Source organism: Streptomyces sp. NPDC020489 (assembly GCF_044386545.1).
Lineage (GTDB): Bacteria > Actinomycetota > Actinomycetes > Streptomycetales > Streptomycetaceae > Streptomyces.
Map to the genome: position 1 here is coordinate 220,059 of NZ_JBIRUZ010000006.1, position 14,827 is coordinate 234,885.

At 71.5% G+C, this 14,827-nt stretch carries 13 protein-coding genes; 4 read left to right on the forward strand and 9 right to left on the reverse strand.

Features of this window, described 5'->3' with window-relative positions:
* The first annotated feature begins 154 nt into the window (after positions 1-154).
* Positions 155-901 (forward strand): DUF6227 family protein, encoded by a 747-nt coding sequence (locus ACH41F_RS18110; protein WP_391234343.1) that lies wholly within the window; start codon positions 155-157, stop codon positions 899-901.
* A gap of 187 nt (positions 902-1,088) precedes the next feature.
* Here the strand turns inward: ACH41F_RS18110 and ACH41F_RS18115 are convergent, their stop codons facing one another.
* The 5 genes from ACH41F_RS18115 to ACH41F_RS18135 form a co-directional block, all read right to left on the reverse strand.
* Positions 1,089-1,340 carry a hypothetical protein gene (locus ACH41F_RS18115; protein WP_391234341.1) on the reverse strand — a complete coding sequence of 84 codons (252 nt, stop codon included), beginning with the start codon at positions 1,338-1,340 and terminating at the stop codon, positions 1,089-1,091.
* Positions 1,341-1,541: 201 nt separating this feature from the next.
* Positions 1,542-3,710, reverse strand: a complete 2,169-nt coding sequence (locus ACH41F_RS18120; RefSeq protein ID WP_391234339.1) for a fructose-specific PTS transporter subunit EIIC — start codon at positions 3,708-3,710, stop codon at positions 1,542-1,544.
* Positions 3,711-4,131: 421 nt separating this feature from the next.
* A complete protein-coding gene (gene pfkB, locus ACH41F_RS18125) occupies positions 4,132-5,079 on the reverse strand; it encodes a 1-phosphofructokinase (RefSeq protein WP_391234337.1) in 948 nt (315 codons plus the stop codon).
* On the reverse strand, positions 5,076-5,837 hold the full coding sequence (locus ACH41F_RS18130) for a DeoR family transcriptional regulator (protein ID WP_391234335.1): 762 nt from the start codon (positions 5,835-5,837) through the stop codon (positions 5,076-5,078). The genes pfkB and ACH41F_RS18130 overlap by 4 nt, the downstream gene beginning before the upstream one ends.
* Positions 5,838-6,074: 237 nt before the next feature.
* A complete protein-coding gene (locus ACH41F_RS18135) occupies positions 6,075-7,586 on the reverse strand; it encodes a DHA2 family efflux MFS transporter permease subunit (RefSeq protein ID WP_391234333.1) in 1,512 nt (503 codons plus the stop codon).
* A 62-nt stretch (positions 7,587-7,648) separates the two neighbouring features.
* Here ACH41F_RS18135 and ACH41F_RS18140 point away from each other — a divergent pair, with 62 nt between their 5' ends.
* A complete protein-coding gene (locus tag ACH41F_RS18140) occupies positions 7,649-8,614 on the forward strand; it encodes a WYL domain-containing protein (RefSeq protein WP_391234331.1) in 966 nt (321 codons plus the stop codon).
* A gap of 438 nt (positions 8,615-9,052) precedes the next feature.
* Here the strand turns inward: ACH41F_RS18140 and ACH41F_RS18145 are convergent, their stop codons facing one another.
* The gene (locus tag ACH41F_RS18145) at positions 9,053-10,048 is read right to left on the reverse strand and encodes a sigma-70 family RNA polymerase sigma factor (RefSeq protein WP_391234330.1); all 996 of its coding nucleotides are present in this window, start codon (positions 10,046-10,048) and stop codon (positions 9,053-9,055) included.
* 185 nt (positions 10,049-10,233) lie between these two features.
* Between ACH41F_RS18145 and ACH41F_RS18150 the strand changes: the two genes are divergently transcribed.
* Positions 10,234-10,749: a GNAT family N-acetyltransferase gene (locus tag ACH41F_RS18150; RefSeq protein WP_391234328.1), complete on the forward strand. Its 516-nt coding sequence runs from the start codon at positions 10,234-10,236 to the stop codon at positions 10,747-10,749.
* Between the two features lie 7 nt (positions 10,750-10,756).
* Here ACH41F_RS18150 and ACH41F_RS18155 read toward each other — a convergent pair whose 3' ends face one another.
* The gene (locus ACH41F_RS18155) at positions 10,757-11,548 is read right to left on the reverse strand and encodes a dioxygenase (RefSeq protein ID WP_398836549.1); all 792 of its coding nucleotides are present in this window, start codon (positions 11,546-11,548) and stop codon (positions 10,757-10,759) included.
* 106 nt (positions 11,549-11,654) lie between these two features.
* On the opposite strand from ACH41F_RS18155, the gene ACH41F_RS18160 reads away from it, so the two are divergent.
* Entirely contained in the window at positions 11,655-12,170 is a 516-nt protein-coding gene (locus ACH41F_RS18160; protein WP_391234323.1) for a MarR family transcriptional regulator, read from the forward strand.
* A 104-nt stretch (positions 12,171-12,274) separates the two neighbouring features.
* Here the strand turns inward: ACH41F_RS18160 and ACH41F_RS18165 are convergent, their stop codons facing one another.
* Together ACH41F_RS18165 and ACH41F_RS18170 are read right to left on the reverse strand one after the other, a co-directional pair.
* Complete coding sequence (locus ACH41F_RS18165; protein ID WP_391234321.1) at positions 12,275-13,816, reverse strand: DHA2 family efflux MFS transporter permease subunit; 1,542 nt, start codon at positions 13,814-13,816, stop codon at positions 12,275-12,277.
* A 267-nt stretch (positions 13,817-14,083) separates the two neighbouring features.
* Positions 14,084-14,725, reverse strand: a complete 642-nt coding sequence (locus ACH41F_RS18170) for a TetR family transcriptional regulator (RefSeq protein ID WP_391234319.1) — start codon at positions 14,723-14,725, stop codon at positions 14,084-14,086.
* Positions 14,726-14,827 lie beyond the last annotated feature (102 nt).

The following is a 14,827-nucleotide window of genomic DNA, read 5'->3' on the forward strand; positions in this document are numbered from 1 at the left end:
GCGGTTTTTGACGGTCGCTCGGGTCGCGCGGGAACCTCTCGCGCGACCTGAGCGTTTTCTGTGCGCACGTTTTCTCGGTTCCCGGACATGATGTCCGACCGAGGGGCTACGGTATGCACCCACAAGGTGACATGCAGCAACGCCGGGAGAAGCCTTGAGCGTTCCGTACGAGACAGCAGCGTACGAGCCACGCGAGTCGCCCGAGTCTCCGGAGGAGCATCTCGCGCGACTCCTCGGTCGCGCGCTGAACTCCTTCGAGCTGCCCGACGAGACGATACGGCGACTCGACTGCGCGCTCGCGCACGACAGCTCGCTGCACTCCGCGCACCACAGCGCGGGGCTGCACCGCGAGACGTACCGCCACACCTGGCTCCTCGCCGACGGCACGGCGCTCACCCTCTGGGAGCTGGTCCACAACACCGGGCGGGACAGCGTCCCGCAGCACGAGGTGTACGTCGACGAGGAGGAGGTGCGCGCCGCCACCGCACGGCTGCCGCTGCCGCCGGACGCGCCGGACCTCGCGCTCCCGATGTCGGTGCAGCTCTCGCCGATCCCCGCGCCCCGGCACGCGTACGTGCCCGACGACTCGGCGGACCACGCGCGCCGGCTCCTGCGCCGGGCGGAGAACGCGGACCGGCCGGACGGGGAGACGGCCGAGCTGCTGCGGACGGCGTGCGCGCACCAGATCACCCAGGCGTTCGGGCGGCCGTGCCGCGCGGGGCGGATCGGACTGTGCTTCTCCCTCTACGAGCACGCGTTCCTGTTGCGTGACGGCAGGGAGATCTCCCTGTGGGAGGTCGAGCACACGGCCACGCCCGACGGACGGCACATGTGCGAGGTGTACGTCTCCGAGGACGCGGCGCGCGATGCCATGGAGCGGCGCGCGGCGCGGGTTTCGTAAGCCCCGCGTGATCCCCGAGATCCCCGTCATCTCCGCGAGCCTCGTGAGCCCCGCGATCCTCGTATCCCCGTAGGCCCTACGAGCCCCGCCGGGTGCGGTCTCAACCGCGCGCGCCGGTCGCGCCCCGCCGGACGCTGGTCCCCTGGGCCCGCCGGACGGTGGTCCGCTGAACCCGCCGGACGCTCGTTCAGCGGCCGTCGCTGAGCTGTCGTACCAGGCCCGCGAACGCGTCCCGCTCCGCCGGTGTCAGCTGGACGGCCTCCAGGTCGGGGCCGGTCTGCCGCTGGTAGGGAAGAGCCGGAAGGCCGGTGGAGGTCCGCCACAGGGTGGCCTCACGGCTGCGGCGCAGGACGCGGGTCAGGCCGACGGCCCAGACGACGGTCGCCAGGGCGAGGACGGCCATGCCCGTCAGCTGGTAGATCGAGACGTGCTCAGGCATGCGCCCCAGTAGACACCACGGTCCGGGACTTTGGCCCCGGACCGTGACGTATCTCGCAGGAGCCGTGAACAACTCACGGCTGCCCAAAGGGACATAGGACCGCTGAAACGGCCGCGGCCGGGCGCCACCCCGTCCCGCGAGGGTGGCGACCGGCCGATCTCGCCGGGGCGGGCCCTGTGCGCCCGCCCCGCCTCCCGCCGCTTACGCGGCGACGGGCTGCTTCACCTCGGCCGCCGGAGCCGCCGCGGACTCGTCGGTGCCGGTGGCCGGGTCGCCCGGGGACGTCTTGCGCACGCCCTTGAGGACGATGACCAGGCCGGCCGTGATCGCGGTGCCGATGGCGATGGCCACGAGGTAGAGAAGCGGGCTGCCGATCAGCGGGACCACGAAGATGCCGCCGTGCGGGGCGCGCAGGGTGGCACCGAAGGCCATCGACAGGGCGCCGGTGACAGCGCCGCCCGCCATCGAGGCCGGGATGACCCGCAGCGGGTCCGCCGCGGCGAACGGGATCGCGCCCTCGGAGATGAAGGAGGCGCCGAGGACCCAGGCGGCCTTGCCGTTCTCGCGCTCGGTCTGGGTGAAGAGCTTCTTGCGGACGGTGGTCGCCAGCGCCATGCCCAGCGGCGGGACCATGCCCGCGGCCATCACGGCGGCCATGATCTTCATCGCGGAGTCGCTGGGATCCTGGACGGCGATACCGGCGGTGGCGAAGGCGTACGCGACCTTGTTGACCGGGCCGCCGAGGTCGAAGCACATCATCAGGCCGAGCAGGACGCCGAGCAGAACGGCGTTGGTGCCGGAGAGGCCGGAGAGCCAGTCCGTCATGCCCTTCTGGGCCTCGGCGATGGGCTTGCCGATCACGACGAACATCAGGAAGCCGACGACGATCGAGGAGATCAGCGGGATCACCACGACCGGCATGATGCCGCGCAGCACCGGCGGGATCTTGACGCGCTGGATCGCGAGGACCACGGCACCGGCCAGCAGACCGGCGGCCAGACCGCCGAGGAAGCCCGCGGCGATGTTGGAAGCGATCATTCCGCCGACGAAGCCGGGAACGAGACCCGGGCGGTCCGCCATGCCGTAAGCGATGTATCCGGCGAGGACGGGGATGAGGAAGCCGAAGGCGACCTGACCGATCTGGAGCAGCAGGGCGCCCCAGCTGTCGACCTGGGTCCAGGAGAAGTGCTCCATGACCGAGGGCGCCTTGGTGATCTCCCAGCCGCCGATGGCGAAGCCAAGGGCGATCAGCAGGCCGCCCGCCGCGACGAACGGGACCATGTAGCTCACGCCGGTCATGAGCCACTTGCGCAGCTTGGTGCCGTAGCCGTCGCCGGACTCACCGGCCCGCTCGACCGGCGTACCCTCGCCGGACGCGGCAGTGCCCGTCACCTCACCGCGCGCGGCCTTGCCCCGCACCTCGCTGATCAGTTCCGCGGGGCGGTTGATGCCCGCCTTCACGCCGACGTCGACGGTCGGCTTGCCGGCGAAGCGGTCCTTGTCGCGCACGGGGACGTCGTGGGCGAAGATCACGCCGTCCGCCGCCTGGATGACGGCCGGGTCGAGCCGGGTGAAACCGGCCGAGCCCTGCGTCTCGACGACGAGTTCGACGCCGGCCTCGCGGCCCGCGTTCTCCAGGGACTCGGCCGCCATGTACGTGTGGGCGATGCCGGTCGGGCAGGAGGTGACGGCGACGATACGGAAGGGGCGCGCGTCCGCGGCGTCCGTGTCCGTGGCGTCCGCCTTCCTGACGTCCACGCGGGCACCCGGGGTCGGGGTCGGTTCACCCGTGGCGGCATCGGCGGAGGCCGCCCCCGATGCCGCCACGGAGTCTGCGGAGGCACCCACAGGAGCGCCCACCTCGCTCTGCGCGCCCACGGGAGCCGCGGAAGCGGCACCGGCGGAAGCCGCGCTCGCGCTCCCCGTCGGCGCATCCCCACGGATCAGCGCCGCCGCGGACGCCGCGTCCGTCGCCGCCCGCAGTGCGTCGGTGAACTCGGCGTTCATCAGCTGCCGCGCCAGCGAGGACAGGATGGTCAGATGGGCGTCGTCGGCCCCGGCGGGCGCCGCGATCAGGAAGACCAGGTCGGCGGGGCCGTCCGCCGCGCCGAAGTCGATCCCGGCAGCGCTGCGCCCGAAGGCGAGCGTGGGCTCGGTGACGTGCTCGCTGCGGCAGTGCGGGATGCCGATGCCGCCGTCGAGGCCGGTCGGCATCTGTGCCTCACGGGCGGCGACGTCGGCGAGGAAGCCCTCCAGGTCGGTCACCCGGCCCAGGGCGACCATGCGTTCCGCGAGGGCGCGTGCCGCCGCTTCCTTGGTGGGGGCGGACAGGTCGAGATCGACCAGGTCCGCGGTGATCATGTCGCTCATCGCGGGCTCCTTCGCACGCGTATCGCCCGGGGGGAGAGGTGGGCGGGGGCGGGGGTGGGGACGGGGGTGCGGTGGGGGGTGGTGGTGAGGGCGGAGCCGGGGAAGCCCCGCCCCCACCGGGTGGCAGGGCGGCTCAGGTGGCCCTGCCTCCCGCAGGCCGCGGCGAGTAACGGGGAGCCTCGCCGCGCCATGGCCGGGTCATCGGGGGGTGCGCCGCACGGCACCGGCGCGGACAGGGACGTACCCGCGCCGCACGCCCGCGGTGCCGACACGGACGTACCCGCGGCGCACGCCACCGGCGCCGCCCCGGACACGCCCCGCACCACCGGCGCCGACACCGCCGTAGAAGCCGCCCTCGCAGAAGCGGTCGTCGCAAAAGCGGTCGTCCCAGAAACTGTCGTCCCAGAAACTGTCAGGTCTCTCATGACACCGGCTCCTTCAGCGCGCGGTCGACCGGTACCTCGGACGTCACCGAGACCGCCGCCGGGTCCAGGTCGTCCGGTGTCGGCATCACGCTGCCGGGCAGCTGTACCGCCGCCGCGCCGTGGGCGACCGCCGAGGCGAGCGCCTCCGGGCCGCTGCCGCCGGCGATGAGGAAGCCGGCCAGGGAGGAGTCGCCGGCGCCCACGTTGGAGCGGACGGCGTCCACGCGGGCGCTCGCGAACCAGGTGCCCGCGCCGTCGACGAGCAACTGCCCGTCCGCGCCCAGGCTGGCGAGCACGGCGCGTGCGCCCATCTCGCGCAACTCCTCGGCCGCCTTCATCGCGTCGCCCACCGTGGACAGGGGGCGCCCGACGGCCTCCGCGAGTTCCTCCGCGTTCGGCTTCACCACGTCGGGCCGCTCGCGCAGCGCCTCCAGCAGTGCACGCCCCGAGGTGTCGAGCGCGATCCGCGCGCCTCCGGCGTGGGCCCGCGCGACGACCTCGGCGTACCAGGAGGGGGCGAGCCCCCGGGGCAGGCTGCCGCAGCACGCGATCCACGAGGCGTCACGCGACTGCATCTTCACGGTCTCCAGGAGGAGTTCCTGCTCCTCGGGAGTCAGCTCCGGACCCGGCGCGTTGATCTTGGTGAGCACCCCGTCCGCCTCCGCGAGCGCGATGTTCGAGCGCGTGGCGCCCGCGACCGGGACCGGCGCGACCTCGATGCCCTGCGCGTCGAGCAGGTCCGCCACCAGCGCCCCCGGCGCGCCGCCCAGGGGCAGCACCGCGACCGTGCGCTGCCCGGCGGCCGCCACGGCGCGCGAGACGTTGACGCCCTTGCCGCCCGGGTCCATGCGCTCGCCGGTGGCGCGGATGACCTCGCCGCGGTCGAGTGAGGGGACCTCGTAGGTGCGGTCCAGGGAGGGGTTCGGGGTGACGGTGAGGATCATGCGCGCACTACTTCCGTGCCGCCGCGCTCGATCGCGGTGGCGTCTTCGGGGCTCAGCCCGCTGTCGGTGATCAGCAGGTCCACGTCGCTCAGGTCACCGAAGCGGGCGAAGTGCTCCTGGCCGTGCTTGGAGGAGTCGGCGAGCAGCACCACGCGCCGGGCGGCGGCCACGGCCGCCCGCTTCACCGCGGCCTCGGCGAGGTCGGGGGTGGTCAGGCCGTGCTCGGCGGAGAAGCCGTTGGCCGCCACGAACAGGACGTCGGCCCGGATCTCGCCGTAGGCACGGAGCGCCCAGGCGTCGACGGCCGCGCGTGTGCGGTGCCGTACGCGGCCCCCGACGAGGTGGAGCTGGATGCCGGGGTGGTCGGCGAGGCGGGCCGCGATCGGCAGGCTGTGGGTGACGACGGTGAGGGACGCCTCCAGCGGGACGGCGGCGGCGAGGCGCGCCACCGTCGTACCGGCGTCGAGGATCAGGGTGCCCTCGGTCGGCAGTTCCGCGAGGGCGGCCTTGGCGATGTGGTCCTTCTCGTCGGCCGCCGTCGTCTCGCGCTCGGCGAGGTCCGGCTCGAAGTCGAGGCGCCCGGCGGGGATGGCGCCGCCGTGCACCCGCCGGAGAAGGCCCGCGCGGTCGAGCGCCTTGAGGTCGCGGCGGATCGTCTCCGCGGTGACCTGGAACTCCTCGGCCAGCGACACCACGTCCACCCGCCCGCCGTCACGCGCGAGCCGGAGGATCTCCTGCTGCCGCTCCGGTGCGTACATGTCCGTCGCCTCCGACTCGATGTCCGACCACTCCCGGTCGGTGCCCGAACTTGTGGTTTCGCTCGGGAGGCTACGCCCGGATGTCCGAAAAGTAAACGGGTTCAGACCCAATCGGGACCCAACCGGGCATGAACGGACTCCCGGACCTGCGCCGGATCATCCGTCGGGCCTGCTCAGGGCAGACGGAAGGCCCGGCGCCCCGGGTGGAACCCAGGTGCCGGGCCTTTTCCTCTGTGTTCAGACGAGCTCCGGCTCCCGCTCCCCCACGACGCCGCCGGTCGCCTCGGCCCCCTCCACGTGCTGCACCGCCCGCTTCGGCAGCGCGAACATCAGCAGGAAGATCACGCCCATGATCGCGGCCACCCACCACAGCGCGTGCTGGAAGGCGTTCACGAAGGCCGGGCCCACGTCGGCGGGCCGCAGATCGTCGGCGATCGTGCCGAAGAAGACCACCGAGACCAGGCCCAGTCCCAGCGCGTTGCCCATCTGCTGCACGGTGTTGATCAGACCGGACGCCGAGCCGGCGTGCTCGCGCGGCACCCCCGAGAGCACCATGTCGGTCAGCGGCGCGAAGATCAGGCCCATGCCGACGCCCATCACGACCAGGGGCAGGGCCATCTGCCAGGGGGCGATGGACATGCCGTAGCGGTCGGCCTCCCACAGGTAGAGCAGGACGCCCGCCGCCATGGTGAGCGCGCCCGCCTGGAGCACCTTGCGACCGAAGCGCGGCACCAGCTTCTGCACGGACAGCCCGGCCGCCACGGAGACCGCGATCGAGAACGGGACGCCGGTCAGGCCCGCCTTCAGGGGACGCCAGCCCAGGCCGGTCTGCATGTAGAGCGTCCACACCAGGAAGAAGATGCCGAGCGCGATCCCGAAGACGGTCTGCACCGCGATGCCCGCCGCGAAGCTCTTCACCTTGAACAGCGACAGTTCGACCAGCGGGGAGCCGTCCCGCGCGCTCTTGCGCCGCTCGTACGCCACCAGCGCCCCGAAGACGACGAGCGCGCCCGCCATCGATACGTACCCCCACAGCGGCCAGCCCAGCTCACGGCCCTGCGTCAGCGGGTAGAGCAGCATCAGCAGACCCAGCGTCACCAGGGCGACGCCCACCAGGTCCAGCTTCAGCGCGCGCGGCGCCCTGGACTCGGTGATGTAGCGGCCGCCGAGGATCAGGCCGGCGATGCCGACGGGCAGGTTGATCAGGAAGATCGGGCGCCACTCCAGACCGAACAGGTTCCACTCCGTCAGCAGCGCGCCGAGCAGCGGTCCGGACACCGCGCCCAGGCCCACGATCGCGCCGAACAGCCCGAACACCTTGCCGCGCTCCTCCGCCGGGAAGGTCGCGTGCACGATCGACAGGACCTGCGGCACCATCAGCGCCGCCATGCCGCCCTGGAGGATGCGCGCGGCGACCAGCATCTCCGGGTTCGCGGCGAAGCCGCAGAGCGCGGAGGCGACGGTGAAGCCGCCGATGCCGATGAGGAACAGCCGCTTGCGACCGTGGATGTCGCCGAGCCGTCCGCCGGTGATCAGTCCGGCGGCGAAGGCGAGCGCGTACCCCGCGGTGATCCACTGGATCTGGCTGACGGACGCGCCCGCGTCGGCCTGGATGGACGGGATCGCGATGTTGACGATCGTGACGTCGACGAGGTCCATGAAGGCCGCGGTCATCACGATCGCGAGGGCGAACCAGCGACGCCGGTCAGACGTGGAAGCCGTGGCTCCCGGGATTTCGGTGGAGGTCATGCTGTGAAGCTACGGCCGCAATAGGTCAGATCGTGTCCTAGTTCTACGGCATCCTCGAACTCATGACGACGGACACCCCGGCTCGGCTCCTCCAGCTCCTCTCCCTCCTCCAGACCCCGCGGGAATGGCCGGGCGGCGAGCTCGCCGACCGCCTGAGCGTCTCCCGCCGCACCGTGCGGCGGGACATCGACCGGCTGCGCGAGCTGGGCTATCCCGTGCAGGCGACGAAGGGCGCCGACGGCGGGTACCGGCTGGTCGCGGGCAAGGCGATGCCGCCGCTGGTCCTGGACGACGAGGAGGCGGTGGCGATCGCGGTCGGACTGCGAGCGGGTGCCGGGCACGCGCTGGAGGGCGTCGACGAGGCCTCGGTGCGGGCGCTGGCGAAGCTGGAGCAGGTGCTGCCGTCCCGGCTGCGCCACCGGGTGTCCACCCTGCAAGCGGCGACCACCCCGCTGACCAGCGGGGACGGGGCGAGCATCGCGCCGGAGACCCTGACGGTGATGGCGTCCACGGTGGCCGGGCACGAGCGGCTGCGGTTCGCCTACCGGGCGAAGGACGGGGTCGGCTCGCGGCGCGTGGTCGAGCCGTACCGGCTGGTGTCGACGGGACGGCGCTGGTACCTCGTCGCGTACGACCTCGATCGCGCCGACTGGCGGACGTTCCGGGTCGACCGGGTGAGCGAGCCGTTCGCGACCGGGGCGCGGTTCGCGCCGCGGGAGCTGCCGACGGGGAGCGCGGCGGAGTTTCTGCGGCAGTCGATGTACCGGCGGCAGGAGACGTACGGGTTCGAGGCGACCTTCGAGGCCTCGGCCGACTTCGTGGCGGCCCGGCTGCCCGGGTGGCTGGGGACCCCGGAGCCCCTGGGGGACGACCGGTGCCGGCTGCGGGCCACCGTGGGGGACGCCGTGGAGTGGATGGCGGTGCGGCTGGCCACGGTGGGCTGCGACTTCACGGTCCGGGAGCCGGAGGAACTGGTGCGCTGCGTACGGGACCTGGGTGCCCGGCTGACCCGGGCGGCGGGCGACTGAGGGCGTCCCGCTCCGCGGTACGTGGGCCTGCTCACACCGGCAAGCTATGCCCATGTGACACAATCTGCCATCCGGCGGGCGTCCCCGGGGTTCAGGTACGGGGAAGCCCGCCGCCCAGCATGCCCGGCGGCACGAACACCCCGCGAGCTGGCCCCCCTGAACCCGTAGCCCTGGAAAAGGGGCAGAGCCGGACCCCGGCGCCCGGGGGGGGGAGGGCGCCGAAGTCCGGCTCGGGGAGAGTCCCGGCGCCGGGGGGGGTTGCGACGGGACGTGGTCATCGGGGTCCGGACCGTCGTCCGGGAGTCGAACTGGTGGGCCCTGAAGTCTTGTTCCCAGGGTTCCACCTGTTGAAGCAGTCGGGGACCGCTGTGTTTGCGCCGCTTTCGCGACCCGGCGCACGCGGGCACACGGCCCGTGAGGCGAGCCGTGTCCCAGCCCTTACGCCGCCGCGTCGAACCCGGTGTCCCGGGCCAGCTTCTTCAGTTCGAGCAGCGCGTGCTTCTCGATCTGCCGGATCCGCTCGCGCGTGAGGCCGTGCTCCTTGCCGACCTCGGTCAGCGTGCGCTCCCGGCCGTCCTCGATGCCGTAGCGCATCTTGATGATGGAGGCCGTGCGCTGGTCGAGGCGGCCGATCAGGTCGTCCAGTTCCTCGCTGCGCAGCAGCGTCAGCACCGACTGCTCGGGCGAGACCGCGGAGGAGTCCTCCAGCAGGTCGCCGAACTGGGTGTCGCCGTCGTCGTCCACCGGCATGTTCAGCGAGACCGGGTCGCGGGCCCAGTCCAGGACGTCCGTGACCCGCTCCGGGGTCGAACCGAGCTCGGCGGCGATCTCGGCGTGCTCCGGGTCCCGGCCGTGCTCGCGGTTGAACTCGCGCTGCACACGGCGGATCCGGCCCAGTTCCTCGACCAGGTGGACGGGGAGGCGGATGGTGCGGGACTGGTCGGCTATCGAGCGGGTGATGGCCTGGCGGATCCACCAGGTCGCGTACGTGGAGAACTTGAAGCCCTTGCGGTAGTCGAACTTCTCGACCGCGCGCACCAGGCCCGCGTTGCCCTCCTGGATCAGGTCGAGCAGGGGCAGGCCGGCTCGCGGGTAGCGGCGGGCGACCGCGACGACCAGGCGGAGGTTGGAGCGGATGAAGACGTCCTTGGCCCGCTCGGCATCGGCGACCAGCGCCTCCAGCTCCTCGCGGGTGGCGTCCGCCCGGGCCTCCTCGAATCCGTCGAGGACCTGTCGTGCGAACACACCCGCCTCGATGATCTGTGACAGCTCGACCTCCTTGGCGGCGTCGAGCAGCGGCGTACGCGCGATCTCGTCGAGGTACATGCCGACCAGGTCGCGATCGGCGATCTCGCCGCCATGGGCGCGAACACTGTTTGCCGCGTGAGTCCCGCCAGTGGCGGACTGACGACGGGCGACGGCACGGGTTGCCATGCGTGCTCCCTTGCGGTGGTGGGCTGGCGGGTGGTCCTGTGGACGCCTGGCGCGTCTTCGGCACTGTCCTCGGGTGCCCTGCATCCGATGGAAACAACGACTGGAATCAGGACAGAATTCCCAACCGGCGCCACTATTTTTCTGATCATGCAGTACCCTGTGCGGCCACACGGGGAGGACGGGCGATGACGGAGCGTACAGAGGTGCAGGTCAGGCCAGGAGTCGAGGCCGACCTCACGGCCCTCACGGACATCTACAACCACTATGTACGTGAGACGCCGATCACCTTCGACACGTCCGTCTTCACTCCGGAAGAGCGACGCCCTTGGCTGCTCTCCCACCCTGTAGACGGTCCGCACCTCCTGAAAGTTGCCGCGGACGCGGACTCACAGGAAATTCTCGGTTACGCCACCTCCAGCCCGTTCCGCCCGAAGGCCGCCTACGCCACCTCGGTCGAGGTGACGATCTACCTCGCCCCGCACGCGGGCGGCCGCGGCATCGGCACGCTCCTGTACAAGACCCTGTTCGAGGCGCTGGCCGGCGAGGACGTCCATCGCGCCTACGCCGGCATCGCCCAGCCCAACGAGGCCTCGCGGCGCCTGCACGAGCGCTTCGGCTTCCGGCACGTCGGCACCTATCGCGAGGTCGGACGGAAGTTCGGCCGTTACTGGGACGTGGCCTGGTTCGAGAAGGAGCTGTGAGCCGGTCTCAGCCGAACTGCACCGAGCGCTTCGCCAGCCCCAGCCAGAACCCGTCGATCACCGAGCGCTGCTCCCCGAGCTCACCGGTCGCCTCGGCGGCCCCCATCGTCACGAACAGGGGTGCGAAGTGCTCGGTGCGCGGGTGGGCCAGGTGGCCGGCCGGGGACTTGTGGAGGAAGTCGAGCAGGGAGTCGACGTCCCCGGTGTCCAGCGCGTGCCGGCCCCAGTCGTCGAACTCGGCGGACCAGCCGGGCACTCCCCCGCCGGTGTGCCGCAGCGCGGCCAGGTTGTGGGTGAAGAACCCGGAGCCGACGATCAGCACGCCCTCGTCGCGCAGCGGCGCGAGCTTGCGGCCGATGTCCATGAGCTTCACGGGGTCCAGGGTCGGCATGGAGATCTGGAGGACCGGGATGTCGGCCTCGGGGAACATCTCGACGAGCGGGACGTAGGCGCCGTGGTCCAGGCCGCGGTCTGGGATGTCCTGGACGGGCACGCCGGGGGTCCGCAGCAGCTTGCGCACGGACTCGGCGAGGCGCGGGGCGCCGGGAGCCTCGTAGCGCACCTGGTAGTAGTGCTCGGGGAAGCCCCAGAAGTCGTACACGAGCGGGACCGTCTCGACCGCGCCGAGCGCGAGCGGGGCCTCCTCCCAGTGGGCGGAGACCATGAGGATCGCCCGTGGGCGGGGCAGGTCGGCGGACCAGGCGGCGAGTTCGCCGGGCCAGACCGGGTCGTCGGCGAGGGGCGGGGCGCCATGACTGAGGTAGAGCGCGGGCATGCGTTCCTGGGTGGCGGCGGACATGGCGGCTTCCTCCGGACGGAATTGCTTGAAGTCTAAAACTCCTGAGGAAAAAAGTGTACGCCGAACTTGTTTAACTTTCAAGGAGAACTCTCGTACAGTGGAACCCATGAACACGGCATCCCCCTCCACCACCGCCGAGGAGCCGCAGTGGCTCACCGCCGAGGAACAGCGCGTCTGGCGCTCCTACCTGCACGCCACCACGCTCCTCGAAGACCACATGGACCGCCAGCTCCAGCGTGACGCGGGCATGCCGCACATCTACTACGGCCTTCTCGTCAAGCTCGCCGAGTCCCCCGAGCGGCGGCTGCGCATGACCGAGCTGGCCATGCACGCCAAGATCACCCGGTCCCGGCTCTCGCACGCCATCGCCCGGCTGGAGCGGAACGGCTGGGTCCGCCGCGAGGACTGCCCCTCCGACAAGCGCGGCCAGTTCGCGGTGCTGACGGAGGAGGGCGGCCGGATGCTCGCGCAGGCCGCGCCGGGCCATGTCGCCGTCGTACGCAACGCCCTGTTCGACCGGCTCACCCCGGAACAGCAGAAGTCCCTCGGCGAGATCATGGAGATCGTCGCCGAGGGACTTCAGCCCGACGAAGCGGGTGCGGACCTGCCCTGGCTGCGCTGAGCCGCCGGCTCAGCCCCGACAGGGCAGGCCCTGGGTCGTACGTACGGAGCGTCCCCGTCCCCGTACGTACGAGACCCGGAAGGGGTACGACCCGACGGTCGCCGTCAGTGGGCGACGACCGGCACCTGGAACTCGTCCTCGATCGCCTCGCCGGAACCGGCGACCGCGTGGTCCTCCGGCTTGCCGGCGGTGACCAGCGTCACCACGATGACCGCGGCCAGGACCAGCATGCCGACGGCGAACCAGATCGCGTTGGTGTAGCCGTGCACCTGACCCTCCAGCGCCACCAGCCGGGCCTGCGCCGGGGAGGCCGCGGAGCCGATGTGGTCGGCGACGTAGGTGGTCGTGGCGGACGCGGCGATCGTGTTCAGCAGAGCCGTGCCGATCGCGCCGCCCACCTGCTGCGAGGTGTTGACCATCGCGGAGGCGACACCGGCGTCCCGGGGCTCGACGCCCAGGGTGGCAAGCGACATGGCGGGCATGAACGCCGTACCCATGCCGAGACCGAGCAGCAGCATCGCGGGCAGGATGATCGAGGCGTACGACGAACCGATCTCCAGCTGCGTCATGAGCAGCATGCCGACCGCGGCGACCAGGAAGCCGGGGCCCATCAGCATGCGGGCCGGCAGCCGGGTCATCAGGCGGGTGCCGATCTGGGTGGAGCCGACCATCATGCCGACGATCATCGGCATGAAGGCGAAGCCGGTCTTGATCGGCGTGAAGCCCTTCACGATCTGGAGGTAGTAGGTCAGGAACAGGAACGTGCCGAACATCGCGATGATCGCGATACCGAGCGAGAGGTAGATGCCGCCGCGGTTGCGGTCGGTCACCACGCGCAGCGGCAGCAGCGGGGCCTTGACCTTCGCCTCGGTGACGACGAAGGCGATCAGCAGGACCGCGGAGGCGACGAACATGCCGATGGTCACCGAGTCGCCCCAGCCCTCGGACTCGGCGCGGGTGAAGCCGTAGACCAGCGCGACCAGGCCCAGGGTGGAGAGCAGGACGCCCGGGATGTCGAGGGGGTTGCGGTTACGGCCGCCCTCGGGCTCACGGATGACGAAGTACGCGCCGAGCGCGGCGGCGACGGCGAACGGAATGTTGACGAAGAACGTCCAGCGCCAGTCCATGTACTCGGTCAGCACACCACCGAGGATGAAGCCCACCGCGCCGCCACCACCGGCGATGGCGCCGTAGATGCCGAACGCCTTGGCGCGCTCCTTGGCGTCCGTGAACATCACGGCGAGCAGGGAGAGCGCGGCGGGCGCGAGCAGCGCGCCGAAGACGCCCTGGAGGGCGCGGGCGCCGAACATCATGGCCTCGTTGGTGGCCGCGCCACCGAGCGCGGAGGCACCGGCGAAGCCGATCAGGCCGACGACGAAGGCGTTCTTGCGGCCCCACAGGTCGGCTATACGACCGCCGAACAGGAGCAGACCACCGAAGGCGAGGGCATAGGCCGTCACGACCCACTGCCGGTTGCCGTCGGAGATGCCCAGGTCGGTCTGGGCGGAGGGCAGGGCGATGTTCACGATGGTCGCGTCGAGCACGACCATCAGCTGGGCGAGCGCGATGAAGATGAGCGCCTTCCAGCGGTTGGGGTCGCCGGTGCCGGCGACCGAGCCGGGAGCCTTTGAGGCTGTTTCAGACATGGGTGTACCCACTTCGGGACTTCGTGACGGAAAAACGCAGTGACAAGGGGACGGTCCGTCTTCGGTGACGGCCGGTGAACGTCGAACGTCGTGGCAATGACTGCGGTGGCGCTCTGAAGTAATCGGTGCGGTGGGGCGCTCTGGTAATTGGTGGGGTGGTGCTCTGCGGTAAGTCGGTGCGCTGCGGTGATCGGTGCGGGGCGCTCCGCGGTAGTCGGTGCGGTGGCGCTCCGCGGTGGTCGGTGCGGTGGCGCTGTCAGTGATCGGTCAGGCCTGGCGCAGGTCCTCCATGGTCATGGCCGAGCCCGGCAGGACCGAGCGGGCCGGGGCCCGCAGCCCGTCGAGGAACAGCTGAAGGTGACGGTGGACGAACCGGTCGACGTTGAGGCAGTCGGTGCCGGCCAGCGGTCGGCTGAGCTGCGCCACGGCGACCGTCAGGTCCCCGACCCCGATGTCCGTGCGGAGCTGTCCGGCCGCCTTGGCACGGTCCATGAGCTCCGCGATGAGCTCCTCGCACCGCACGCGCGCGGCCTCCAGGTCGGGGTGGTTCTGGTCGAAGGTGCTCTGGACCATCGGGCACAGCGCGCTGACCCGTTCGTCGGCGGAGGTGTGCACGAAGCGCTCCAGAGCCTCGAAGGCGTCCCCGGTCTCGGCGAGCGCGAGCTCGGCCGCCTCCGTCGTCCGGTCCATGACGGAGCAGACGACCTCGCGGACGAGCGCGTCCCGGTCGGGGAAGTTGCGGTACACCGTGGCGTTGCCGACGCCGGCGCGGCGGGCGATCTCGTCGAGCGGCACCTCGGGGCCGAACTCGGTGAACATCTCCCGGGCGGCGGTGACGATGCGCTCCCGGTTGCGCAGGGCGTCGGCGCGGGGCCGGGTCACCTTCTTCTGCACAGTGGTCGCGGTCACGGCGTACTCCTCGGACAGGGGGTTGGCGATCCGGGGAAGGCTTCCCCGTTTCGCGCGGACACAGGTCTAAACGGGGAGACGCTCCCCGGTTATTTCGGGTTG